The sequence below is a fragment of the Limnohabitans sp. genome (assembly GCF_031539175.1).
Lineage (GTDB): Bacteria > Pseudomonadota > Gammaproteobacteria > Burkholderiales > Burkholderiaceae_C > Limnohabitans.
Genome location: NZ_JAVKLQ010000032.1, coordinates 240,524 through 263,139 on the forward strand (window position 1 = coordinate 240,524; position 22,616 = coordinate 263,139).

General features: G+C 56.9%; 18 protein-coding genes. 11 read left to right on the top strand and 7 right to left on the bottom strand.

Annotation, left to right across the window (positions count from 1 at the left end; genetic code table 11):
* Positions 1–23 precede the first annotated feature (23 nt).
* Entirely contained in the window at positions 24–158 is a 135-nt protein-coding gene (rpmH, locus tag RMS95_RS06515; protein ID WP_005798102.1) for a 50S ribosomal protein L34, read from the bottom strand.
* Between the two features lie 204 nt (positions 159–362).
* On the opposite strand from rpmH, the gene dnaA reads away from it, so the two are divergent.
* The 3 genes from dnaA to gyrB all read left to right on the top strand — a co-directional run bounded on the left by dnaA (position 363) and on the right by gyrB (position 5,750).
* The gene (gene dnaA / locus RMS95_RS06520; RefSeq protein WP_310644636.1) at positions 363–1,775 is read left to right on the top strand and encodes a chromosomal replication initiator protein DnaA; all 1,413 of its coding nucleotides are present in this window, start codon (positions 363–365) and stop codon (positions 1,773–1,775) included.
* 236 nt (positions 1,776–2,011) lie between these two features.
* Positions 2,012–3,118 carry a DNA polymerase III subunit beta gene (gene dnaN, locus RMS95_RS06525; protein WP_310644638.1) on the top strand — a complete coding sequence of 369 codons (1,107 nt, stop codon included), beginning with the start codon at positions 2,012–2,014 and terminating at the stop codon, positions 3,116–3,118.
* A 67-nt stretch (positions 3,119–3,185) separates the two neighbouring features.
* Positions 3,186–5,750: a DNA topoisomerase (ATP-hydrolyzing) subunit B gene (gyrB, locus tag RMS95_RS06530; protein WP_310644640.1), complete on the top strand. Its 2,565-nt coding sequence runs from the start codon at positions 3,186–3,188 to the stop codon at positions 5,748–5,750.
* Here the strand turns inward: gyrB and RMS95_RS06535 are convergent.
* The 3 genes from RMS95_RS06535 to RMS95_RS06545 all read right to left on the bottom strand — a co-directional run bounded on the left by RMS95_RS06535 (position 5,747) and on the right by RMS95_RS06545 (position 7,409).
* Positions 5,747–6,232 carry a Spy/CpxP family protein refolding chaperone gene (locus RMS95_RS06535; RefSeq protein ID WP_310644642.1) on the bottom strand — a complete coding sequence of 162 codons (486 nt, stop codon included), beginning with the start codon at positions 6,230–6,232 and terminating at the stop codon, positions 5,747–5,749. The genes gyrB and RMS95_RS06535 overlap by 4 nt on opposite strands.
* A gap of 122 nt (positions 6,233–6,354) precedes the next feature.
* On the bottom strand, positions 6,355–7,218 hold the full coding sequence (locus RMS95_RS06540; RefSeq protein ID WP_310644643.1) for a pirin family protein: 864 nt from the start codon (positions 7,216–7,218) through the stop codon (positions 6,355–6,357).
* On the bottom strand, positions 7,215–7,409 hold the full coding sequence (locus tag RMS95_RS06545; protein WP_310644645.1) for a heavy-metal-associated domain-containing protein: 195 nt from the start codon (positions 7,407–7,409) through the stop codon (positions 7,215–7,217). Before RMS95_RS06545 ends, RMS95_RS06540 begins: the two co-directional genes overlap by 4 nt.
* 33 nt (positions 7,410–7,442) lie before the next feature.
* Between RMS95_RS06545 and RMS95_RS06550 the strand changes: the two genes are divergently transcribed.
* On the top strand, positions 7,443–9,701 hold the full coding sequence (locus tag RMS95_RS06550; RefSeq protein ID WP_310644647.1) for a heavy metal translocating P-type ATPase: 2,259 nt from the start codon (positions 7,443–7,445) through the stop codon (positions 9,699–9,701).
* Positions 9,702–9,754: 53 nt separating this feature from the next.
* On the opposite strand, the gene RMS95_RS06555 is transcribed toward RMS95_RS06550, so the two are convergent.
* From RMS95_RS06555 to RMS95_RS06565, 3 genes are read right to left on the bottom strand one after another with little or no spacing between them, the layout of a single operon-like run.
* Positions 9,755–12,835, bottom strand: coding sequence for a CusA/CzcA family heavy metal efflux RND transporter (locus RMS95_RS06555; protein ID WP_310644648.1), 3,081 nt, complete (start codon positions 12,833–12,835; stop codon positions 9,755–9,757).
* On the bottom strand, positions 12,832–14,106 hold the full coding sequence (locus RMS95_RS06560; RefSeq protein ID WP_310644650.1) for an efflux RND transporter periplasmic adaptor subunit: 1,275 nt from the start codon (positions 14,104–14,106) through the stop codon (positions 12,832–12,834). Before RMS95_RS06560 ends, RMS95_RS06555 begins: the two co-directional genes overlap by 4 nt.
* Before the next feature lie 9 nt (positions 14,107–14,115).
* On the bottom strand, positions 14,116–15,495 hold the full coding sequence (locus tag RMS95_RS06565) for a TolC family protein (protein WP_310644651.1): 1,380 nt from the start codon (positions 15,493–15,495) through the stop codon (positions 14,116–14,118).
* A gap of 83 nt (positions 15,496–15,578) precedes the next feature.
* Between RMS95_RS06565 and RMS95_RS06570 the strand changes: the two genes are divergently transcribed.
* The 7 genes from RMS95_RS06570 to RMS95_RS06600 are packed head-to-tail and all read left to right on the top strand — an operon-like array spanning position 15,579 to position 22,511.
* Positions 15,579–16,277: a response regulator transcription factor gene (locus tag RMS95_RS06570; RefSeq protein ID WP_310644653.1), complete on the top strand. Its 699-nt coding sequence runs from the start codon at positions 15,579–15,581 to the stop codon at positions 16,275–16,277.
* Positions 16,264–17,673 carry a sensor histidine kinase gene (locus tag RMS95_RS06575; RefSeq protein ID WP_310644654.1) on the top strand — a complete coding sequence of 470 codons (1,410 nt, stop codon included), beginning with the start codon at positions 16,264–16,266 and terminating at the stop codon, positions 17,671–17,673. Before RMS95_RS06570 ends, RMS95_RS06575 begins: the two co-directional genes overlap by 14 nt.
* Before the next feature lie 60 nt (positions 17,674–17,733).
* Complete coding sequence (gene mnmG / locus RMS95_RS06580; RefSeq protein ID WP_310644656.1) at positions 17,734–19,791, top strand: tRNA uridine-5-carboxymethylaminomethyl(34) synthesis enzyme MnmG; 2,058 nt, start codon at positions 17,734–17,736, stop codon at positions 19,789–19,791.
* Between the two features lies 1 nt (position 19,792).
* Positions 19,793–20,461: a 16S rRNA (guanine(527)-N(7))-methyltransferase RsmG gene (gene rsmG / locus RMS95_RS06585; RefSeq protein WP_310644658.1), complete on the top strand. Its 669-nt coding sequence runs from the start codon at positions 19,793–19,795 to the stop codon at positions 20,459–20,461.
* 30 nt (positions 20,462–20,491) lie between these two features.
* A complete protein-coding gene (locus RMS95_RS06590) occupies positions 20,492–21,106 on the top strand; it encodes a LysE family transporter (RefSeq protein WP_310644660.1) in 615 nt (204 codons plus the stop codon).
* Between the two features lie 27 nt (positions 21,107–21,133).
* Positions 21,134–21,931, top strand: coding sequence for a ParA family protein (locus RMS95_RS06595; RefSeq protein WP_310644662.1), 798 nt, complete (start codon positions 21,134–21,136; stop codon positions 21,929–21,931).
* 22 nt (positions 21,932–21,953) lie between these two features.
* A complete protein-coding gene (locus RMS95_RS06600) occupies positions 21,954–22,511 on the top strand; it encodes an alpha/beta fold hydrolase (protein WP_310644689.1) in 558 nt (185 codons plus the stop codon).
* The last annotated feature ends 105 nt before the right edge of the window (positions 22,512–22,616 follow it).

Consider the following 22,616-nt stretch of genomic DNA (forward strand, 5'->3'; position numbering starts at 1 on the left):
GGGCCTGTTCAGTGGTTTGAGAATTAGACAGCCAGACGCTTGCGGCCCTTGGCGCGACGTGCGTTGATCACAGCACGGCCGCCACGTGTTTTCATGCGGACCAAGAAACCGTGTGTACGGGCGCGGCGTGTTTTAGAAGGCTGGTAAGTGCGTTTCATGATGATTCCAAATATCTAGACCCTGAAGATCAGGGAAACCCGTGATTATCTCAAATTTTTAAGCCCCTCTGAATTTTCTTGCTTGATGGGATGAACTGAGCTGGTTTCAAGGCTTAAAAATTTTTACCGTGACCTGTGGATAAAAGTTTGATAAAGTGCGTTTTCGCGGGAATTTTTACCCAGCTATCCACAGAAAAATAATTCATGATTCAGGGTCTCCCTTCCTCTGCCGCAGACGGTTTACCTTCAAATTCAGGCGATGGTTTATGGCAAACCTGTGTCGACCAACTCGCGCAAGAACTCCCAGAACAACAGTTCAACACCTGGATCAAACCCCTGCAAGCCACAGTTGCTGAAAATTTCAGCAAAGTGGTTATTTTGGTGGGCAATCGCTTCAAACTTGACTGGGTTCGTGCCCAATACGCCAACCGCATTGCTGCACTTTTGCACCAACTTTATGGCCAACCAATTCAAGTTGAGCTGGCGATCACACCCAAAGAGGCCCCTGTTAAAACAAGGGTTGTGTCGTACACACAAGAATTGGAATCGCTGCCTGAAAGCTTTGTCGGCATCGAAGAAGCAGCCCCCACTGGTCCTCGCACACGTCTCAATACAGCGCTTACTTTTGATAGTTTGGTCGAAGGTACTGCCAACCGCATGGCACGGGCTGCAGCACTGCATGTGGCCACCATGCCTGGACAGTTGTACAACCCCTTGTTCATTTACGGTGGCGTTGGCTTGGGTAAGACCCATTTGATGCATGCGGTGGGCAACAAAATGCTCGCAGAACGTCCAGATGCCAAAGTTCTCTACATCCATGCTGAGCAATTTGTGTCAGATGTGGTGAAAGCCTACCAACGTAAAACATTTGACGAATTCAAAGAGCGTTACCACTCCCTAGATTTGCTGCTGATTGACGACGTTCAATTTTTTGCCAACAAAGAAAGAACACAAGAAGAGTTCTTTAACGCCTTTGAAGCGTTATTGGCGAAAAAATCGCACATCGTCATGACCAGCGACACCTATCCCAAAGGGTTGACAGACATTCACGAACGTTTGGTTTCGAGGTTTGACGCAGGCTTGACCGTCGCCATCGAACCGCCTGAACTGGAAATGCGCGTTGCCATTTTGATCACCAAAGCACGCAACGAAGGTACAGAGATGCCCGAAGAAGTCGCTTTCTTCGTCGCTAAAAACGTGCGCTCCAACGTGCGTGAGTTAGAAGGCGCCCTGCGCAAGATCTTGGCGTACTCACGTTTCAACCAAAAAGAAATCTCAATTCAGCTCGCGCGTGATGCGCTCAGAGATCTGCTGTCGATCCAAAACCGTCAAATCTCTGTAGAGAACATCCAAAAGACAGTCGCGGACTATTACAAAATCAAAGTCGCAGACATGTACTCCAAGAAGCGGCCCGCTTCCATTGCGAGACCTCGCCAAATTGCGATGTACTTGGCCAAAGAGCTGACTCAAAAAAGCTTGCCTGAAATTGGCGAGCTGTTTGGTGGACGTGATCACACGACTGTTTTGCATGCCGTTCGCAAAATTGCTGCTGAACGTTTGCAACTCACCGAACTCAACCAACAGCTTCATGTGCTCGAACAGACACTAAAAGGCTAATTTTTTCAACTTCGCATAACCCTGTGGATAATTTTTGAACAACACACCAGTTATCCACAGGCCAAAGCAATCCACCAAAGTTATCCAGTTTTGAGAGACAGCAGAAAAGCAAGCTTGCCAACACCCTTCAAAGTGATCCAAGTCCTTGAAAAAAAAGAGGAAAATGCTGTTTTCCACAGAAACCTGCTGTGCTTATCTACTACTACTACTTTAAATAAAGAAAACAAGAGGAAGAGATGATCGTTCTGAAAGCTACGCAAGACAAAGTTTTGGCCGTATTGCAATCCGTTGCTGGCATCGTTGAACGTCGTCACACATTGCCCATCTTGGCCAATGTGTTGATTCGTAAAACAGGCAGTTCATTGCAATTGACCACCAGCGATTTAGAAATTCAAATACGCACAACCGCTGAACTCGATGGAGACGCAGGCAACTTCACCACGACTGTGGGCGCACGCAAGTTGATCGATATCTTGCGCACCATGCCTTCCGATCAAACCGTGAGCTTGGAATCCAGCCAAAGCAAATTGATTTTGAAAGGCGGCAAAAGCCGTTTCACATTACAAAGCTTGCCAGCAGAAGACTTTCCTTTGGTGCAAGAGGCCGCTAACTTCGGTCCGGCTTTCAGCGTGCCTCAGAAAACCTTGAAAGAGTTGTTGAACCAAGTCTCTTTCTCGATGGCTGTGCACGACATCCGTTACTACCTCAACGGCATCTTGTTTGTCGCAGAAGGCAAGCAACTGAGTTTGGTGGCCACAGACGGTCACCGCTTGGCATTTGCATCAGCCTTGTTGGATGTGGAAGTGCCACGCCAAGAAGTCATCTTGCCGCGCAAGACAGTTTTGGAAATGCAGCGTTTGTTGAGCGACAAAGAAGGCGCCATCGACATGCAGTTCGCCAACAACCAAGCGAAGTTCACGTTTGAAGGCATGGAGTTCGTCACCAAGTTGGTCGAAGGCAAGTTCCCCGACTACAACCGTGTGATTCCTAAGAACCACAAAAACACCATCACCATGGGTCGCACAGCCTTGCTGGCGACTTTGCAACGCACGGCCATCTTGACCAGCGACAAGTTCAAAGGCGTTCGCCTGAATTTGGAGCCCGGTGTGTTGCGTGTCGCGTCTAGCAACGCGGAACAAGAAGAGGCCGTGGACGAACTTGAAATCGACTACGGCGGTGACGCCATTGAAATTGGCTTCAACGTGACCTATTTGATCGACGCTTTGACCAACATGGACCAAGACATGGTTCAGGTGGACTTGGCCGATTCGAACAGCTCTGCGCTCATCACCATTCCTGGCAACGACACGTTCAAGTACGTGGTGATGCCGATGCGTATTTAAGCGCCACTGATCATTTTTTTCCCGACAGAATTCGCAGCGCCTTGTGCGCTGCGCACGAAGATTTGCTATGACCGAACCTACTCAAATTCCTGAAACTCCCATCACACCTCCAGCCGGTGAAGGCTATGGCGAAGGATCGATCCAGATCCTTGAAGGACTTGAGGCCGTTCGTAAGCGCCCAGGTATGTACATTGGCGATACGTCGGATGGTTCAGGTTTGCACCATTTGGTGTTTGAGGTGGTCGATAACTCGATTGACGAAGCTTTGGCAGGTCATTGCGATGACATCGTGGTCACCATCCACAGCGACAACTCCATCAGCGTGACCGACAACGGTCGTGGCATTCCAACCGGTGTGAAGATGGACGACAAGCACGAGCCCAAGCGCAGTGCCGCCGAGATTGCTTTGACCGAACTGCATGCAGGCGGCAAGTTCAACCAAAACAGCTACAAGGTGTCGGGTGGCTTGCACGGTGTGGGCGTGTCATGCGTGAACGCGTTGTCTAAATCTTTGCGTTTGGTGGTGCGCCGCGAAGGCAAAGTGCATACCTTGGAATTTTCCAAAGGCTTCGTGCAAAACCGCATCATCGAGGTCGTGAATGGCGTGGAAGTTTCGCCCATGCGCATCACAGGTGAAACTGAGAAGCGCGGCACGGAAGTGCACTTCTTGCCAGACACCGAAATCTTTACCCAAAACACAGATTTCCATTACGAAATCTTGAGCAAGCGTTTGCGTGAATTGAGCTTCTTGAACAACGGTGTTCGTATCCGTTTGATGGATGAACGCACAGGCAAAGAAGATGACTTTTCTGGTGCTGGTGGTGTCAAGGGTTTTGTGGACTTCATCAACTCTGGCAAAAAAGTGTTGCACCCCAACGCTTTTCATTCCGAAGGTGAACGTCCTGCAGAAACATATGGCGGTATTCCTGGCACCAGCATTGGGGTGGAAGTCTCCATGCAGTGGAACGACGGCTACAACGAGAACGTGCTGTGCTTCACCAATAACATTCCACAGCGCGATGGTGGCACCCACTTGACGGGTTTACGCGCAGCCATGACACGCGTGATCAACAAATACATCGAAGAGCACGAGTTCGCCAAAAAAGCCAAGGTCGAGGTGACCGGCGACGACATGCGTGAAGGCTTGTGTTGCGTGTTGTCGGTGAAAGTGCCTGAACCCAAGTTCAGCAGCCAGACCAAAGACAAACTGGTGTCGAGCGAAGTGCGCGCGCCGGTGGAAGACATCGTGGCCAAAGCCTTGGGTGACTATCTGCAAGAGCGTCCCAACGACGCCAAGATCATTTGCGGCAAGATTGTCGAAGCTGCGCGTGCACGCGAAGCAGCCCGCAAAGCCCGTGAAATGACACGCCGCAAAGGTGTGCTCGATGGCATGGGCTTGCCCGGCAAGTTGGCTGATTGCCAAGAAAAAGACCCAGCGCTCTGCGAAATCTACATCGTCGAGGGTGACTCCGCCGGTGGCTCTGCCAAGCAGGGTCGTGACCGCAAATTCCAAGCGATCCTGCCATTGCGTGGCAAGATTTTGAACGTCGAAAAAGCGCGTTACGAAAAGTTACTCACCAGCAACGAAATCTTGACGCTCATCACAGCCTTGGGTACCGGCATTGGCAAAGCCAGTGCGGAGTCAGGCAAGTCAGCGACCGATGACTTCAACGTCGACAAATTGCGTTACCACCGCATCATCATCATGACCGACGCGGACGTGGACGGTGCGCATATCCGTACGCTGTTGCTCACGTTCTTCTACCGTCAAATGCCTGAGTTGGTGGAACGTGGTCACATCTACATTGCACAGCCGCCGCTTTACAAAGTCAAAGCTGGCAAAGAAGAGCTTTACTTGAAAGATGCGTCTGCACTTGATGGTTTCTTGTTGCGCATTGCATTGAAGGAAGCCAGCATCACCACCGGTGGTGACAATGCACAAACTTTGAGTGGCGACACCTTGGCCGAATTGGCGCGCAAGCACCAATTGGCAGAAGCTGTCATTGCACGCTTGAGCGGTTTCATGGATGCCGAAGCGTTGCGTGCCATGGCCGATGGCGTGTCTGTCAACCTCGACACCGTGGCTGATGCACAAGCATCCGCTGAAGCGATGCAAGCCAAGTTGCGCGAGTTGGGCAGTGGCTCAGAAGCGTCGGGTGAGTTCGATGTCCGCACCGACAAACCCATTTTGCGCATCAGCCGCAGCCATCACGGCAATGTCAAGAGCAGCATCATCACGCAAGACTTTGTGCATGGCGCCGACTATGCTGCATTGGCCGAAGCCGCACAAACTTTCCGTGGTTTGTTGAGCGAAGGTTCACGTGTGCAGCGTGGCGAAGGTGAGAAGGCCAAAGAAGAAAAAGTCAGCGATTTCCGTCAAGCCATGAAGTGGCTGATTGGTCAAGCCGAAAACGCCACTGCCCGTCAACGCTACAAGGGTTTGGGTGAGATGAACCCTGCTCAGTTGTGGGAAACCACGATGGACCCCACCGTGCGTCGTTTGCTGCGTGTGCAAATCGACGACGCGATCGAAGCCGATCGCGTGTTCACCATGTTGATGGGTGACGAGGTGGAGCCCCGTCGTCACTTCATCGAAAACAACGCCTTGCGCGCTGCCAACATCGATATTTAATCGCGTCGACCCTTCCAGCGTGCATGCTCTGGGAGGGTTTCAGCGTCAAACACCTTTTGTTGTTCGACGCTCAGTTGGTTGTAAAACGTGCGTGTGGCTTCGGTGCGTTGTTTGATGTGGGCCTGCATCGCTGCCAGATTGGCTTCGTGCGTGGCATTCATTTTTTCCAGACGTTCAGGCGTGCTCAGCTTGGCCATGGCATCACGGTCCATAGGCTGTCCCAGAGGCTTCGCAGGGGCCTGCATGCTTTCAACAAATGCTTTCCAAGCAGGTTCTTGTGCCGGTGCCAAATGCAATTTGGCTTTGAGCTCAGTCTGACGCTTTTCCCAATGCTTGACCATGCGCTCATGCATCTGGCCCTCATCGTGGTACATGCCCATTCCACCCATCATGGGCTGGGCTTGCGCTGAGACCGTCGCTGCCAATGCCGTGCTGGCAAGCAAAACGGTTAACGCAAAACGGGGGATGTTCAAACGGTTCATAGAAGTTCCTTGAAGTGAAAGGCGAGATGCCTCTGTCAAGTACTTACTGTGAACCGTCTATGTGTCGCGTCTGTGCGTTAAATAACAACTTGGGTAAAGTTGTGTAAGTGCGCCAAGGGTTTTTAACCCATCAAGCCCGCACGAAAGTCGTCCACTGCTTGAACGAGTTCTTCACGCGTGTTCATCACAAACGGGCCATATTGCGCAATCGGCTCGCCCAAAGGTTGGCCGGCAATCAAGATGGCCCGCGTGCTGGCTTGGGCACGTAAGACAACACCATCGCCTTCGTTGCTCAAAATGGCCATGCGTTGGATGGGTACAGCCGTCGCTTGATCACCGTGAACCACGTCCAAGCGACCTCGATAGACGTACACAAACGCGTTGTGCGTGCGGGGCAGCGTTTGTTCAAAGAGTGTGTCGTTTGTTGGCGGAAACTGCAGGTCCAAATACATTGGATGTGTGTGTTCCCGTTGCACCGCACCTTCGACCCCATGTGAGGCACCTGCAATCACACGCACCAACACATCGTTGCCTGTGGTGACTTCAGGGATGTCATCGCTTTGAATGTCGCGGTAGCCGGGTGTGCATAGTTTGTTTTGGCTCGGCAAGTTCAACCAAAGTTGAAAACCTTCCATCACGCCCTCTTCTTGCTCGGGCATTTCGCTGTGGGTCAAGCCACGTCCAGCCGTCATCCATTGCACGCCACCGTTTTGCAGCAACCCTTCGTTGCCTGCACTGTCTTTGTGACGTATGCGCCCAGCGATCATGTAGGTCACGGTTTCGAACCCACGGTGCGGGTGGTTGGGGAAGCCCGCAATGTAGTCGTCGGGCTTGTCGCTGCCAAAGGCGTCGAGCATCAAAAATGGGTCTAAGCGTTCTTGCAAGTCATGCGAGAGCACGCGTGTCAAGCGCACACCTGCGCCATCTTGTGTGTTTTGGCCTTGCACCAAGCGCTCGACGCCGCGGCCTTGTGTGACGGCGCTCATGCGACGGCGTAGCCTTCTTCAGCGATCACATGGGCCACGGTTTCACGGCGCTGCTCTGTCTGAACCACCACTTTGTCGTGGCTTCGATCGATCTGAACTTGAGCTTGTGCATCCAAACGCAACACGGCTTTTTTAACCGCCATTTCGCAATGCCCGCAGGTCATGCCTTGAACTTGAAAAGTATGTTCCATAAGTCGCTCCTCATAAAGATGTAACCTTACCGCATGAATGAATTGTCCTGCGATATCGGTATTGGTGGCATGACTTGCGCTTCGTGTGTGGCCCGTGTGGAGCGCGCGATTGCCAAAGTGCCAGGTGTTCAATCGGTCAGCGTCAATTTGGCCACGGAGTCAGCCCGCGTGACGTGGGCAAATCCAGCGCCCAGTAGTGATACAGCCACCAATCCTGACGCAGATATTGCCTCAGATGCCCAAGCACAACAAGCCCGTTTGCGACGTGCGGTCCGTGATGCGGGTTATGAGCCCCTCGCTGCCGAATACTTAGAACTTGCCCCTGTCGGACCTTGGGTGGGTTTTTTACCCGTGGCCATTGGCTTGCTGCTGAGTGCACCTTTGGTCTTGCCCATGTTGGGCGATGCCTTGGGCCAGCATTGGATGCTGCCTGCGTTGTGGCAATTTTTGTTGGCCACGCCTGTGCAATTCGTGCTCGGGGCGCGTTTTTACAAAGCGGGTTGGCATGCCTTGCTGGAAGGCAGCGGCAACATGGATTTGTTGGTGGCCTTGGGTACAACGGCAGGTTGGGCCTTGTCGGTTTGGCTATGGCTCAGTGCACCGGCAGGGCCGATGGTGCATTTGTATTTCGAAGGCTCAGCCGTGGTGATCACGCTGGTACTGCTGGGCAAATGGTTGGAAGCGCGTGCCAAGCGTCAAACGACCGATGCCATTCGCGCATTGCACGCCTTGCGGCCCGAACGTGCACGCGTCATTGGCTTGGAGGGTGAGATTGAAATTCCTATTGACGAATTGCTGGTGGACGATCGCGTGGTCGTTTTGCCGGGTGAGCGTTTTGCAGCGGATGGCGTGGTTTTGGAAGGTCAAACCCAAGTCGATGAATCTATGCTGACAGGCGAGCCTTTGCCCGTGCCTAAAACCGTGGACGCACATGTCACCGGTGGCAGCATCAACGGCGAGGGGCGCGTGGTGATGAAAGTGACGGCGACCGGAACAGCCACGGTGCTGGCCAACATCATCCGATGGGTGGAAGACGCCCAAGCGGCCAAGGCACCCATTCAGCGCTTGGTCGATCAAGTGTCTGCCGTCTTCGTGCCCGTGGTGTTGGTGTTGGCCGTGTTCACCTTGGGGGGCTGGTGGTGGACAGGCCACAGCGTGGAGGTGTCGCTGATCCATGCGGTGGCGGTGCTGGTCATCGCTTGTCCTTGTGCTTTGGGCTTGGCCACGCCGGCGGCCATCATGGCCGGTACCGGTGTGGCAGCGAAATTTGGCATTCTGATCAAAGATGCGCAAGCCTTAGAAATTACGCACCGCGTGGACACGGTAGCGTTTGACAAAACAGGCACGCTCACCGTCGGTCAGCCGCGTTTGTTGTTCACCGACAGTCTCGATGCCAGCTGGTTGGCGTTGGCTGCCAGTTTACAAAGCGGCAGCGAACATCCTTTGGCTCACGCGGTGGTGCAGGCCGCCACGGCCCAAGGGTTGAGCTGGGTGGCGCCGACCGATGTGCGGGCTGTGCCTGGCTTCGGCAGCGAGGGTTTCGTGGAAGGTCGGGCGTTGTTGTTGGGTAGCTTGCGGTGGATGGATGTGTTGCAGGTTCCAGAAGGCCCATGGCGGGCTCAGGCGGCCGCATGGCAGGCACAGGGTGCTTCGGTATCGGTTTTGGTCGAACGCACGCCACAGGGCCTCCTAGCCCGTGCCGTGCTGGCCTTTGGTGACGAACCTAAGCCGGGCGTGCAAGCCGCCTTGGCTCAACTGCGTCAGCGCGGTTTGCGTTTGGTCATGATTTCTGGCGACAACCCAGGTGCAGCGCAAGCCATGGCTGCTCGTTTGGGCCTGCGCACAGACGAAGTGCATGCCAATGTCATGCCCGGCGACAAGGCGGCGTTGGTGCGTCAGCTGCAGCTCAACCCCGACGGCCCTGCGCATGTGGTGGCTTTTGTGGGCGATGGCATCAACGATGCGCCTGCTTTGGCTGCTGCTGATGTGGGCCTCGCCATGGCCAATGTCAGCGTGCAGGGTCAAGGTGGCGGTACGGATGTGGCCATGCAGGCCGCAGGCATCACGCTGATGCGCGGGGATGTGGCGTTGGTGGCCGGCGCGCTCGACATTTCGGCGCGCACCGTGGCCAAGATTCGGCAAAACCTGTTTTGGGCCTTTGCTTACAACGCAGCGGGCATTCCGCTGGCCGCCATGGGTTACTTGAGCCCTGTGGTGGCAGGGGCGGCCATGGCGCTGAGCTCGGTCAGCGTCATGACCAACGCTTTATTGCTCAAGCGTTGGAAGCCTTAAAGCAAAAAGCCACAGCATGTCTGCTGTGGCTTTGTGCATCGCGTTAAAGCGGCTTAAGCTTCTTTGGGGGCATGCAAGGGCTTGTTTGAGAACCAAGCCACATACAACGCAGGCAACACCACCAAGGTCAGTAGCGTGGCGGTGACCAAGCCACCGATCACCACAATGGCCAAAGGCCGTTGTGTTTCAGAGCCAATGTCGTGGCTCAATGCCATGGGCAGCAGGCCCAAAGCAGCCAGCATGGCCGTCATCAAGACCGTGCGCAGACGCTGCAAGGCGCCTTCTTTCACTGCGTCAATCACGGTGTAGCCCGCATTGCGCAGCTGCTGAAAGACCGACAGCATCACCACCCCGTTGAGCACCGCTTGGCCTGACAGCGCAATGAAACCAATGGCCGCAGACACGGACAGCGGAATGCTGAAAATCCACAGCGCCACAAAGCCGCCAATCAGCGCCAAAGGCACGTTGATCAAAATCAGCCCTGCCGTTTTGAACGAGCCAAATGCGTCAAACAGCAACACGAAGATCAGCAACAGCGAGATCGGCACCACCACGCCCAAGCGTTGCATGGCGCGCTCTTGGTTCTCAAACTCGCCTGACCACGTGACAGCGTAGTTGTCGGCCACCTTCACGTTTTTCTCAACGCGTGCCTTCATGTCCGCCACGACCGAGCCCATGTCGCGGCCTTTCACAAAGATGCCAATCGCCATCGTGCGACGTCCGGCTTCACGGGCGATGTTCATCGCGCCGCTGCCTTGGCGAATGGTGGCCACGTTCTCTAACGTGGCGTAACCACCACCGGGCAGTGCAATGGGGGTGGTGGGCAAGTTGGTGACGGTGCGCTTGTCACCCGACAAACGCAGCACCACGGTGAACTTGCGCTCGCCTTCCCAAATTTGGGTCGTGGCGCGACCGGCCAAGGCCGACTCAATCACGTCTTGAATGTCGCCCACATTGAGACCCAACCGCGCGGCACGGTCACGGTCAATGTCGACGATGAGTTGCGGCACTTCACCCAAACGGTCAATCTCGGCGCGTTGCACCCCCACGACCTGTTTGAACTCGCGTTGCATGGCTTCGGTGGTGCGGCGCAGTTCCCCCAAATCGTCCCCCGAGACCTTGACCACAATTTGGCCCTTGATCTGCGAAATTGACTCCAACACGTTGTCACGAATCGGCATGGAGAACGCGGGGTCGACGCCGGGGATGATGGCCAGTTTTTGGTCCATCTCTTCGATCAGCAAATCGCGCGTCATGCCTTTGCGCCATTCTTCGACCGGTTTCACGTCCACGAACACTTCGGCCATGCTGAGCGTTTTCGGGTCGGTACCGTCTTCGGGCTGACCCGCTTTAGAAACGACGGTGCGCACTTCAGGAATGGTCATCAGTTGCAAGCGCGCTTTGCGCAGCACTTTGGTGGCTTCTTCTTGCGAGACGCTGGCAGGCATGTCCCAGTTCACCCAGAACGTGCCTTCATTCAGTTCCGGTAAAAACTCGGAACCCAAATGCGCGGCGGCCACGACCGACAAGGCAAAGCCACTCAAGGCAATCACCACGACTTGGCGTGGCTTTTCGAGCGCCCAGTTCAGCACGGGTTCGTACACGCGCTTGGCCCAAGACACTACGCCGTTGTCGCCGTGTGGAATGCCCTTGCGCAGCATCCAATAAGCGAGCAAAGGCACGAGGGTGAGCGAGAAAATCAAGGAGCCAATCAACGCCGTCGTCACCGACAACGCCATGGGTTGGAAGATGCGGCCTTCATGGCGTTGCAACGCAAAAATGGGGATGTGTGCCGCGATGATGATGAGCATCGAGAACACGGTGGGACGCCCCACCTCGCTGGCCGCGTTGGTGATGAGGGTGCGACGCTCTTTCTCGTTCATGCCTTCACCACGTTCGGCCAAACGGTGCATGATGTTTTCAATCACGATCACCGCACCGTCCACGATGATGCCGAAGTCCATCGCCCCCAAGCTCAGCAAGTTGGCGGGCACGCCCAAAATCTTCAGGCCCAAAAAGGTGGACAACAAGGCGAGTGGAATGACCACCACCACGGCCAGTGACGCACGCATGTTCGATAAGAACAGATACAGCACCAGTGACACCAGCAGCGCACCCTCGACCAAGTTTTTGAACACGGTGGTGAGGGTTTTGCCCATCAACCACGTGCGGTCATAAAACGGCACGATCTGCACGCCCTTGGGCAGCACGCGGTTGTTGAGGTCGTCGATTTTCTCTTTCACGCCTTTCAACACCACGCTGGGGTTTTCACCTTTGCGCATGATGATGATGCCGGTGACCACATCGTCGTCCATGTCTTGGCCGACAGTGCCCAAGCGAGGTACTGCGCCGATGGCGATGTGGGCCACGTCGCGCACCAACACCGGCGTGTTGCCGCGCGAGGTGACGACGATGGTGCCAATGTCATCTGCCGAGTGCAGCAAACCAATGCCGCGAATGGCGAACTGTTGCGCACCTTGTGCCACGTAGCTGCCGCCCGCGTTGGCATTGCCGCGACCGAGGGCGTCTTGCAGGTCTTGCAGGGTGAGTTTGAAGGCGCGCAGTTTTTGCAAATCGGGCTGCACTTCGTATTGCTTGATGAAGCCACCCATGCCCACCACATCGGCCACACCCGGGATCTGGCGCAAGGCACGCTCCACGGTCCAGTCTTCGATGGTGCGCAAGTCGGTCGAGGTTTTGCCGTCGCCTTTGAGGCGGTAGCGCATGACTTCACCGACGGGGGTGGCGTTGGGCATCACATTGGCTTGGACGCCCGGTGGCAAGTCCACGCCGCTCAAGCGTTCGTTGACTTGCTGACGTGCCAAGTTGACTTCTGCTTTGTCGTCGTACGTGACCACGGTGAAGGACAAACCAAACTGCGTGTGCGAGAACACGCGAATGGAGTTGGGCAAGCCCGACAGCGCCACCTCGATGGGCAACGACACCTCTTTTTCGACTTCTTCGGCAGCGCGTCCTGGGTAGAGCGCAATCACCGTCACTTGGGTGTCGGTGACGTCGGGGAAGGCTTCGACGGACAGGTTTTTAAAGGCGAACACGCCCGCCATCACAAAGAGCAAGGTGCCCAGCAGAATGAACAGCGGCTGGTTCAGCGCGTAGTGAATCAGACGTTTCATTTCTTCTCCGCCGTGGTGGCCGCAGGCGCGCTGGCCGCGGGTTGGCTACCGGGCGCAGGGGTGTGCTGCATGGCTTCATCTTGGGCGTTGCGGAATTCGCGGGCCAACAACAAGCTGTTGTCTTTCACCACCAAGTCACCGGCTTGCAGGCCTTGGACAACCAACACTTCTTGCAGACCTTCGTAGCCGAGTTTGACCAAACGTGGCTCAAACACACCGGGTTCGGTTTGCACATAGGTCCAATGCTCGGTGCCACGCAATTGCACGGCGCTGGCTGGTACCAGCACGCCAGCGGCCAGCTTGCGTTCGATGCGGGCGGTGCCCAACATTTCAGCTTTGAGCTGGCGTTGGGCGTTGTCGATCACGGCGCGAACTTTGATGGTGCGCGTGTTGCTGTCGATGAAGTCGCCTGTGGCGGCGATCTTGGCTTGGAAAGTTTGACCGGGGAAGTTGGGCAAGGTCAGGGTGATGGTGGTGCCGGGTTTGAGCGAGGCCACGTCAGATTCGTGGGCGTCAATTTGCACCCACAACACGCTGGGGTCACTGACCACAAAGAGGGCTGGGTTGCCAGGGCCGCCTTGGTCGGGGCGTACTTCTTGGCCCGCGCTCAAATTGCGTTCCACCACCACGCCGCGCACGGTCGAGGCCAAGCCCAGTTGTTGGTTCACACCGTTGCTTGCGCCGTAAAGGCTGGTGCGTGCATGGGCGCGCGCGACTTCGGCTTGGGCGCGTGAAGCTTCGGCCTCGGCTTGTTCGAGGTCTTTGCGCGACACGATGCCGGCTTCAAACAGTTCGCGTTGGCGCAACCAGTTGCGTTCGGTCAACCGGGCATCGGCTTGGGCTTTGGCCGTGTCGGCTTGGGCCGCGCCAAACTCGGGCGATGCCAGTGTGGCCAGCACTTGGCCGACTTGTACGGTTTGGCCAATGTCGGCATTCAGTTGTGCAACTCGCCCTGCAAACGCGGGGTAGATGCGCTGGGTGCGCTCTTCGTTCCACACCAAACGCGCAGGCAACTCAATGGTCACGCTTTGTGCGGCAACGGCAGGTGCTGTGCTCAGCAAGGCGAGTTGCGGGTGACCAGCGGGAAAGCGCAGCTGTTGACCCTGCACGATGGGTTGGGGTGCCGCGGCATGGCGTGGCGCTTCTTGGCCGCTGAGTGTGTAACCCAGCACCAGCAATGCGACCACGGCCGCGATGGCCCCGTAGCGCTTGGCAGGTGTATTCAGAAAGGAAGAGGCTTTGTCGGTCATGGTGTTTGTGTGTTCAGACATGTTGTTCTTTTAGCGGCTGACGTTCGATGTGTGGTCGGTGCTGCTGTGGGTGTTGGCGGTACGCAGGCCCCACACCACGCTGGATTTGGCGTAATCAGCGCGGGCAAATGCAGCCTCGATCAGCGTGCTGCGCAGTGTGCGGCGGGCGTCGATCAGGTCGGTGAGTGACAAAGCGCCTTTGGCGTAAGCCAACTCGGCTTGTTCGGCCACGCGGCGTGCACGGGGCACGATGTCTTGGGCGTAGAGCGTTTCACGTTGCAAGGCGGTGCGGAACTCTTCGAGTAGGCGTTGCAACTCGGCGCGGGCGTCTTGTTTGGTTTTTTCGGCCAAGTCTTGGGCTTGGGTGAGCTGTGCTTGGGCGCGGCCAATTTCGCCTTCAAAGCCGTAACCCCATTGCAGGGGAACAGAGAAGCGCAACTCGAGGCTGCGGCGGGACACGCGTGGGTCGTGGTCCAAGCTGCTGCCCACGGTGACGTCGGCTTTTTTCTGAGCCACGGCCAAGTCGAGGGCCGCTTGCGCAGCGGCGACGCGCTCCAATGCGGCTTTCACATCGGGGCGTTGTTCCACCCAAGTTTCGGGCACGGTGTTGCTGAGTGCGTCGGTGGGCAGCGCAGGCCAATCGGCCGCAATTTGCCAGCGGGCGAGGTCGATGCGCAAGGCGGTGAGTTGGCCCAGCAGCAACACGGCACGCTGTTGGTCTAGCTGTGCGCTGTGGGCGTCGGCTTGGGCGCGTTGGGCTTCTATTTCGAGGCGGGCCGCGTCTTGCGCGGACAGGTCACCGGCTTTGAAGCGCAGACCTGCACTTTTGGCGAGCACCAAGGCGCTGTTGGAGAGCGTTTGCATTTCTCGGTTGCGTTCTTGGGCAGCCAGCAAGTCAAAGTAGGCGGAGGCGGCGCCGGCTTGTTGCATTTGCAGCATGTCTTGCAGGTCTGCTTGCGCGGCATTGGCCAGACGACCGGTGCTTTGGGTGCGCAAGGCGCGTTTGCTGCCGCGTTCCCAAGTCCAGTCAATGCCACCGGACTTGTCGATGTTCTTTTGACCAAAGGCGCCCGGACCGACGCCTTGGTTGCCGTTCACGCCGTTGTCCAAATATATTTGGCTGGTTTTGGCAGTGAAGACGGGAAAGGGCGCACGGTCAGCGGCCAACACATCGGCTTTGGCCGCTTCGGCGGCTTGACGCGTGATGGCCACGTCTAAGTTGTTGCGGGCGGCCTCTAAAACGCGGTTCAGGCCCAGTGTTTCGGTGGCGGTTTGCGCCATCACATTGCCTTGGCTGAATGCCAAAACGGCCACGAGGGCCGCGGCCCTCGTCGTGGTCACGGCGGTGCGTAAAGTGTGGCGGGATGCGGCCTGTAAACGGCGCAAGCGCAGGTTCTGTCGTATGCTCATGTCAGGTTTATCGCCGATCCTCCCTGACCAATTCCTGACCACGCAGTGGCATCGGTCTTTCTTCATTCTTTTTGTCTAAACCCGTGCGAATTTTGCTCATCGAAGACGACGCCGTGTTGCAAGCGGTGATGCTGCGCAGCTTGAGCGATGCGGGCCATCGCGTGGACGCGGCCAGCCACCTCGAAGAAGCGGCGCATTTTTGGCAGGTCCAGAGCTACGACGCGGTGCTGTTGGACCTGAATTTGCCCTTGAACGGCCAAACCCATGCCGCGCAAGGCAGCGGCTTGCAACTGCTGCGCAACGTGCGTGCCCGTGGCGATCGCACCCCTGTGCTGGTGCTGACGGCGCGCAACCGCACCGACGAGCGCATTGCGGGTCTTGACGCGGGGGCCGATGACTATTTGGGCAAGCCCTTTGATTTAGAAGAGGTTGAAGCCCGTTTGCGTGCTTTGGGCCGACGCGCACAAGGCGCGGACGATGTGGAGCGTGTCGGTCGCTTGGCGTTGCACCGCAAAAACCGCCGCATCTTGCTGGGCGAGGACGATTTGGCCTTGCCTGCACGTGAATTTGAGGTGCTCTGGGAGCTGATGACACCGCCGGGCCGTGCGGTGAGCAAGCGCATCTTGTCTGACAAGCTGTCGGGCTTTGACGAGGCTTTGGGCGACAACGCTTTGGAGGCCTTCATTTCACGGCTGCGTAAAAAACTGGCAGACAGTGGGGCCACCATTCGCACCTTGCGCGGTATTGGTTATGTGCTGGAGGCGCCGCGTGACAACGCCTGATCGACTGCACCTCAAGCCCTCGTTGCGCAACCGCTTGTTGCGCCATGTGTTGCTGCCCTTGGCGCTGACCTGGTTGATTGGCTCGGCGTTGGTCGTAGGGGTGGCCTCTTACTTTATGCAACAGGCGTTTGACCGCGCCCTCTTGGACGATGCCTACTTGGTGGCCAGCCATGTACGACGCACGGCAGATGTCGGTGTGGGTGGCTTAGAGCTGAGTTTGTCTGCACAAGAGATGAGCACGGTCTTGTTTGACCAAAGCGAGTCGTTGTACTTTGCGGTGCTGCGTCCGGATGGCTCTATGTTGGCTGGGCATGCGGGCTTGCGTCCGGCGACTTTGAATGGCACGGCTGCTCCGCAATTTGATGCATTGGATTATCAAAATCACATGCTTCGCAGTGTGACCATTCACCGTCAGCAGCCGTCCGACTTTTATGTGGTGATGGCCCAGACCACCACCAGCCGCGATCGTTTGTTGCAGCGGTTGTTGGTGTTTTCGATTGCGCCGCAGGTGCTGTTGTTGATGGGTTTGGCGGCTTGGCTGCAGCGTGCCATTGAGACCGATTTGGTGCCTTTGGCGCAGCTTGAGCGCGCTTTGGGACGCCGTGACGCGCGTGACCTCACGCCTGTGCCCGTGTCGGCCAGCACGCGCGATGTGCAGCGTTTGGGGCAGGCGATCAACGGCTTGTTGGGGCGCATTGCTTTCAGTGTGCAAGCGCAACGCGAGTTTTCGGGCAACGTGGCGCATGAGTTGCGCACGCCCTTGGCAGGCATCCGTGCGCTGGCTGATTACGGCTTGCGTCATCCCGATCCACAAGTGTGGCGCGAGCAGTTGGCGGGCATCGCCAAAAGCCAAGCCCGTGCCAGCCATTTGGTAGACCAGCTCTTGGCGTTGGCGTTGGCGGATGAGTCGCACCAGAGTTTGGTGCAAGAGCCCGTGTTCTTGGATGCCTTGGTGGGCGAGGCCGTGTTGCGGTTTTTGCCCCGCGCCGACGCCGTGCAAGTTGATTTGGGCGCGCGCGGTGTGGACCGTGCTGTGCTGGTCATGGGCAACGCCGCGTTGATCGAAGGCGTGCTGAACAACTTGTTGGACAACGCCTTGCGCTACGGACGCGACGCGTCTGGCGAGAGTCGCATCACCGTGTCGGTGGTGGACGCCCCGCAGGCCGTGGTGCTGTCGGTCACCGACAACGGGCCAGGGGTGTCTCAAGCGCAGCTCACGCAACTCTCGCGCCGTTGGGTGCAAGGCTCGGCTGGCGAAGCGTTGAAAGAGGGCTCGGGTTTGGGCTTGGCCATCGTGAGTGAATATGTGCGTTTGTTGGGCGCCCGCGTCGTCATGCAAAACGAAAGCCCCCACGGCCTGCGCGTGACCGTCACGTTTGAAAAACCCGCCTTGTAAAATTGCGGTCTGCTAGGCAGGGCGGCGCACAGCCCCTGCATCCCCCCAAAGGTTGGTTTTATGTTGTATCCTGAAGAATTTGATGTCATCGTCGTTGGCGGTGGCCATGCCGGCACGGAAGCCGCGCTCGCGTCTGCGCGCATGGGCGCCAAAACATTGCTGCTGTCACACAACATCGAAACCTTGGGTCAGATGAGTTGCAACCCGTCTATCGGTGGCATTGGCAAAGGCCACTTGGTCAAAGAGGTGGACGCATTGGGTGGTGCCATGGCGTTGGCCACGGATGAGGGTGGTATTCAGTTCCGTATTTTGAACAGTTCCAAGGGGCCTGCGGTGCGCGCCACCCGCGCCCAAGCTGACCGCATTTTGTACAAGGCCGCCATTCGCCGCATGTTGGAAAACCAACCCAACCTTTGGCTGTTTCAGCAAGCGGTAGACGACTTGATGGTGGAGGGCGACCGCGTGGTCGGTGCATCTACGCAAGCGGGCATACGCTTTCGCAGCTGTACCGTGGTGTTGACGGCGGGCACGTTCTTGGATGGCAAGATTCATGTGGGCTTGAACAACTACGCGGGTGGCCGTGCGGGTGACCCACCGGCGGTGAGCTTGTCTGCGCGCCTCAAAGAGTTGAAGTTGCCACAAGGACGACTGAAAACCGGTACACCACCGCGTATCGATGGCCGCACGATTGACTTCAGCCAATGCACAGAACAGCCCGGCGATGGCGTTGCCTCACAGACTGCGACGGGCGCACCGTCGGCCGGTGTGTTGGGCGACGTGCCTGTGTTCAGCTTCATGGGACGTGCGGCGATGCACCCGCAACACATGCCTTGCTGGATCACGCACACCAACCAGCGCACGCACGACATCATCCGTTCGGGGTTCGACCGCAGCCCCATGTTCACCGGCAAGATCGAGGGCGTCGGCCCACGCTATTGCCCGAGCGTGGAAGACAAGATCAACCGTTTTGCTGACAAAGACAGCCATCAAATCTTCTTGGAGCCAGAAGGTTTGACCACCCACGAGTACTACCCCAACGGCATCAGCACCAGCTTGCCGTTCGATATTCAGTACGAATTGGTTCGCTCCATGAAGGGCCTGGAGAATGCCCACATCATCCGCCCCGGCTACGCCATCGAGTACGACTACTTCGATCCGCGTGAGCTCAAGCGCACGTTTGAAACCCGTGCCCTCGGCGGTTTGTTCTTTGCCGGACAGATCAACGGCACGACGGGTTACGAAGAGGCGGCCGCGCAAGGTTTGTTTGCGGGCATCAACGCCGCGCTGCAATGTCGCAGTTTGGCGGGTGCGCCTAACGACTTTGGCGGCGCATGGATGCCGGGCCGTGACCAAGCCTATTTGGGCGTGATGGTGGACGACCTCACGACCAAGGGTGTGACCGAACCTTACCGCATGTTCACCAGTCGCGCCGAGTTCCGTTTGCAGTTGCGTGAAGACAATGCCGACATGCGCTTGACCGAGGTTGGCCGTCAAATGGGCTTGGTGGATGATGCTCGCTGGGAGGCGTTTAGCCGCAAGCGTGATGCTGTTTCACGTGAAACAGAGCGACTCAAGTCTACTTGGGTGAACCCACGCAATCTGTCTGCTGCCGAATCTGAGCGGGTGATGGGCAAGGCCATTGAGCACGAGTACAGCTTGGTGGACTTGTTGCGCCGTCCCGATGTGAGTTACAAAGGCCTGATGTCCCTCGATGCTGGCAAGTACCAGAGTGCCGAGCTGATGGAGGCTTTGGCTGCGGGTGACGTTTCACGTGAAACAACACGTGCCGTGATTGAGCAGGTTGAGATTGCGGCCAAGTACTCAGGCTACATCGACCGCCAGCGTGATGAGGTGCAGCGTGCTGCCCAGTATGAAAACCTGCGCTTGCCCGAGACATTGGATTACACGCAAGTCACGGCCTTGTCGATCGAGGTGCGTCAGCGCTTGACCCGTTACCGGCCTGAGACTCTGGGTCAGGCTTCGCGCTTGTCCGGCATCACACCAGCGGCTATTTCTTTGTTGCTGATTCATCTCAAACGTTCTCGCGTGAAGGGTTTTGCGACGGAGGGTGCTGTGGATGCCGAGGTGCCTGTCGGTGCTTCTGCGGGGGCAAACTGAGATGCATCCGTTGTCAGAAAAGCTGCGTGTCGGTTTGCAGGGCTTGGGCTTGCTTGTCAGCGATGAGCGCCAAGCCCAGTTGCTGGCCTACATGGATTTGATTGCCAAGTGGACCAAGGTCTACAACTTGACGGCGGTGCGCGATGCAGACGAGATGCTCACGCACCACTTGCTCGACAGCTTGGCGGTCATTGCGCCATTGCGGCGAGAGTTGGCCAAACTGCCACTAGGCGAGGGTGTTGATGCATCTGCTGCCACATACCGTTTGTTGGATGTGGGCGCGGGGGCGGGGTTGCCGGGTGTGGTCATTGCCATCACTTGCCCAGAGGTGCAGGTCACGTGTGTGGATACGGTGGCCAAGAAGGCTGCGTTTGTGCAGCAAGTGGCTGCCACATTGCGTTTGCCCAATCTCAAAGGTTTGCATGCGCGTGTGGAGTCGCTCACGCAACCTTACGACGTGGTTTGTTCGCGCGCCTTTGCTTCCTTGGTTGATTTCACGACTTGGTCTAAGTCGGCCTTGGCGTCTCACGGTGTGTGGATGGCGATGAAGGGCAAGCACCCCGACCAAGAGATGGCTGCCTTGCCGGATGGGGTGAATGTGTTTCACGTGGAACAGCTCCATGTGCCTGGTTTGGACGCGGAGCGCTGCATCGTCTGGATGCGGGGTTAAACTGCCCCCTCTTCTGTTTTTGAGGTTTCCATGTTCGGTATTGCCGACTACGGCGCTTTTGTCGTTGCCATCCTTGTTTTTTTAGCCATCCCTGGCCCGGGTAACTTGGCCTTGTTGACGGCCACAGCCAAGGGCGGTGTGCGCGGTGGCATGGCAGCGACCTTGGGGGTGATCGCGGGCGACCAAGTGTTGCTCTGGTCCGCTGTCGCCGGTGTTGCGGCATTGCTGGTCGCCAGTCCTTCGGTGTTCTCTGCGGTGCAGTGGGCTGGTGCGGCGTATTTGGTGGGGCTGGGCTTTGCGTTGTTGAAGTCCAAGTTGGGCGATGCGCCTGTGTTGAACATGACGCCGCACCATTACTTTCGGCAAGCGCTTTTCATCACGGTGTTGAATCCCAAGGCCATTGTGTTTTACATGGCGTTTTTCCCGTTGTTTGTGACGCCTGCCATTCATCAAGGCTTGCTCACCTTTGCCGCGATGTCTGCGACCATTGCCGTGTTGACCTTTGGCTATGGCTTGGTGGCTGTTTTGCTCGCGCACTTTTTGGCTGCGCGTGTGCGTGCCAATCCCCTCATTGGACAGGTGCTGAACAAAATTGCGGGTTTGTTGCTCATTGGTTTTGGCCTCAAGTTGGCTTTTTTCAAGTAATTTTTTCTCTTTTCACGAAAGCCCGTCATGGCCAAAATTTTCTGTGTTGCCAATCAAAAAGGTGGTGTCGGTAAGACCACCACTGCCGTCAATTTGGCGGCGGGCTTGGCCAGCGTGGGGCAGCGTGTTTTGATGGTGGACTTAGACCCTCAAGGCAATGCCACCATGGGCTCGGGTGTGGACAAACGCCAGCTGGCTTTGTCGGTTTACGACGTGTTGCTGGAGTCTGCCAGCATCGTGGAAGCGCGTGTGCGCAGCAATTGGGGGGACGAAGGCGCGCGTGCCAAAGCAGCCACCTACGATGTGCTGGGTGCCAACCGTGATTTGGCCGGTGCCGAAGTGGAGATGGTTGACCTCGAGCGTCGCGAGAACCGACTCAAACTGGCTTTGGCCAGCGTCGACAAAGAGTATGACTTCGTGCTCATCGACTGTCCGCCTTCGCTGTCCATGCTCACGCTGAATGGCTTGTGCAGCGCGCACGGCGTGATCGTGCCCATGCAGTGCGAGTACTTTGCGCTGGAAGGGTTGACCGATTTGGTCAACACCATCAAGCAAGTGCATGCCAATCTCAACCGTGATTTGAAGATCATTGGCTTGCTGCGCGTCATGTTTGACCCGCGCATTACCTTGCAACAACAAGTCAGCGATCAACTGCGCGACCACTTTGGTGACAAAGTGTTCAATGCCGTGATCCCCCGCAATGTTCGTTTGGCCGAGGCGCCTAGTTACGGTTTGCCAGGCGTGGTGTTTGACCCGTCCGCCAAAGGCAGCCAAGCCTTTGTGGAGTTTGCGCAAGAGATGGTGGACCGTGTCAAAGCCCTCTGATTCGCCAGCGGCGAATGCGCAAATGTTTCCCCAAGTTCTCCTTTTACCCGGCTGGCACAACAGCGGTCCTGAGCATTGGCAAAGCCTGTGGCAAGCTGAGCATGGTTATGCGCGCGTTGAGCAACACAGCTGGGACCGGCCCTTGCGCGGCGACTGGTTGTCGCAACTCGAAGAAGCCGTGTTGCAACACCCGCAAAGCGTGCTGGTGGCGCACAGCCTAGGCTGTCTTCAAGTGGCTGCATGGGCTGCGCATTCGCGTAACACCCACCGCGTCAAAGCGGCTTTGTTGGTCGCACCTTGTGATGCGGAGCGCCCTGAAATGCAGAACACGCTGCACAGTTGGCAACCCATCGTGCGTGATCGATTGCCGTTTGCCAGCATTGTTGTGACCAGCCGCGACGACCCGTATTGCAGCTTTATGCGAGCCAGTGCACTGGCTCAAGCGTGGGGCTCGTCGATGGTGGATGGCGGCATGTGCGGTCACATCAACGCCGACTCTCGCATTGGCAACTGGCCGCAAGGCCACGCACTTTTACAACAATTACTCGGCGGATTCAAGGACGAAGTGCAACAAAGATGAACTGGTTATAGGTGGCTGAGGATGCGAGAGCATCATGGCCGCTTTAACCGCCAAATCGAAATTGCCCAATGTACAAGCACCTCAGCCGAGAAGAACGATACCAAA

Excerpts from the sequence above, each read along its gene's own strand:
- rpmH (WP_005798102.1), bottom strand. The coding sequence starts at position 158 with ATGAAACGCACTTACCAGCCTTCTAAAACACGCCGCGCCCGTACACAC.
- dnaA (WP_310644636.1), top strand. The coding sequence starts at position 363 with ATGATTCAGGGTCTCCCTTCCTCTGCCGCAGACGGTTTACCTTCAAAT.
- dnaN (WP_310644638.1), top strand. The coding sequence starts at position 2,012 with ATGATCGTTCTGAAAGCTACGCAAGACAAAGTTTTGGCCGTATTGCAA.
- gyrB (WP_310644640.1), top strand. The coding sequence starts at position 3,186 with ATGACCGAACCTACTCAAATTCCTGAAACTCCCATCACACCTCCAGCC.
- RMS95_RS06535 (WP_310644642.1), bottom strand. The coding sequence starts at position 6,232 with ATGAACCGTTTGAACATCCCCCGTTTTGCGTTAACCGTTTTGCTTGCC.
- RMS95_RS06540 (WP_310644643.1), bottom strand. The coding sequence starts at position 7,218 with ATGAGCGCCGTCACACAAGGCCGCGGCGTCGAGCGCTTGGTGCAAGGC.
- RMS95_RS06545 (WP_310644645.1), bottom strand. The coding sequence starts at position 7,409 with ATGGAACATACTTTTCAAGTTCAAGGCATGACCTGCGGGCATTGCGAA.
- RMS95_RS06550 (WP_310644647.1), top strand. The coding sequence starts at position 7,443 with ATGAATGAATTGTCCTGCGATATCGGTATTGGTGGCATGACTTGCGCT.
- RMS95_RS06555 (WP_310644648.1), bottom strand. The coding sequence starts at position 12,835 with ATGAAACGTCTGATTCACTACGCGCTGAACCAGCCGCTGTTCATTCTG.
- RMS95_RS06560 (WP_310644650.1), bottom strand. The coding sequence starts at position 14,106 with ATGTCTGAACACACAAACACCATGACCGACAAAGCCTCTTCCTTTCTG.
- RMS95_RS06565 (WP_310644651.1), bottom strand. The coding sequence starts at position 15,495 with ATGAGCATACGACAGAACCTGCGCTTGCGCCGTTTACAGGCCGCATCC.
- mnmG (WP_310644656.1), top strand. The coding sequence starts at position 17,734 with ATGTTGTATCCTGAAGAATTTGATGTCATCGTCGTTGGCGGTGGCCAT.
- rsmG (WP_310644658.1), top strand. The coding sequence starts at position 19,793 with ATGCATCCGTTGTCAGAAAAGCTGCGTGTCGGTTTGCAGGGCTTGGGC.
- RMS95_RS06590 (WP_310644660.1), top strand. The coding sequence starts at position 20,492 with ATGTTCGGTATTGCCGACTACGGCGCTTTTGTCGTTGCCATCCTTGTT.
- RMS95_RS06595 (WP_310644662.1), top strand. The coding sequence starts at position 21,134 with ATGGCCAAAATTTTCTGTGTTGCCAATCAAAAAGGTGGTGTCGGTAAG.
- RMS95_RS06600 (WP_310644689.1), top strand. The coding sequence starts at position 21,954 with ATGTTTCCCCAAGTTCTCCTTTTACCCGGCTGGCACAACAGCGGTCCT.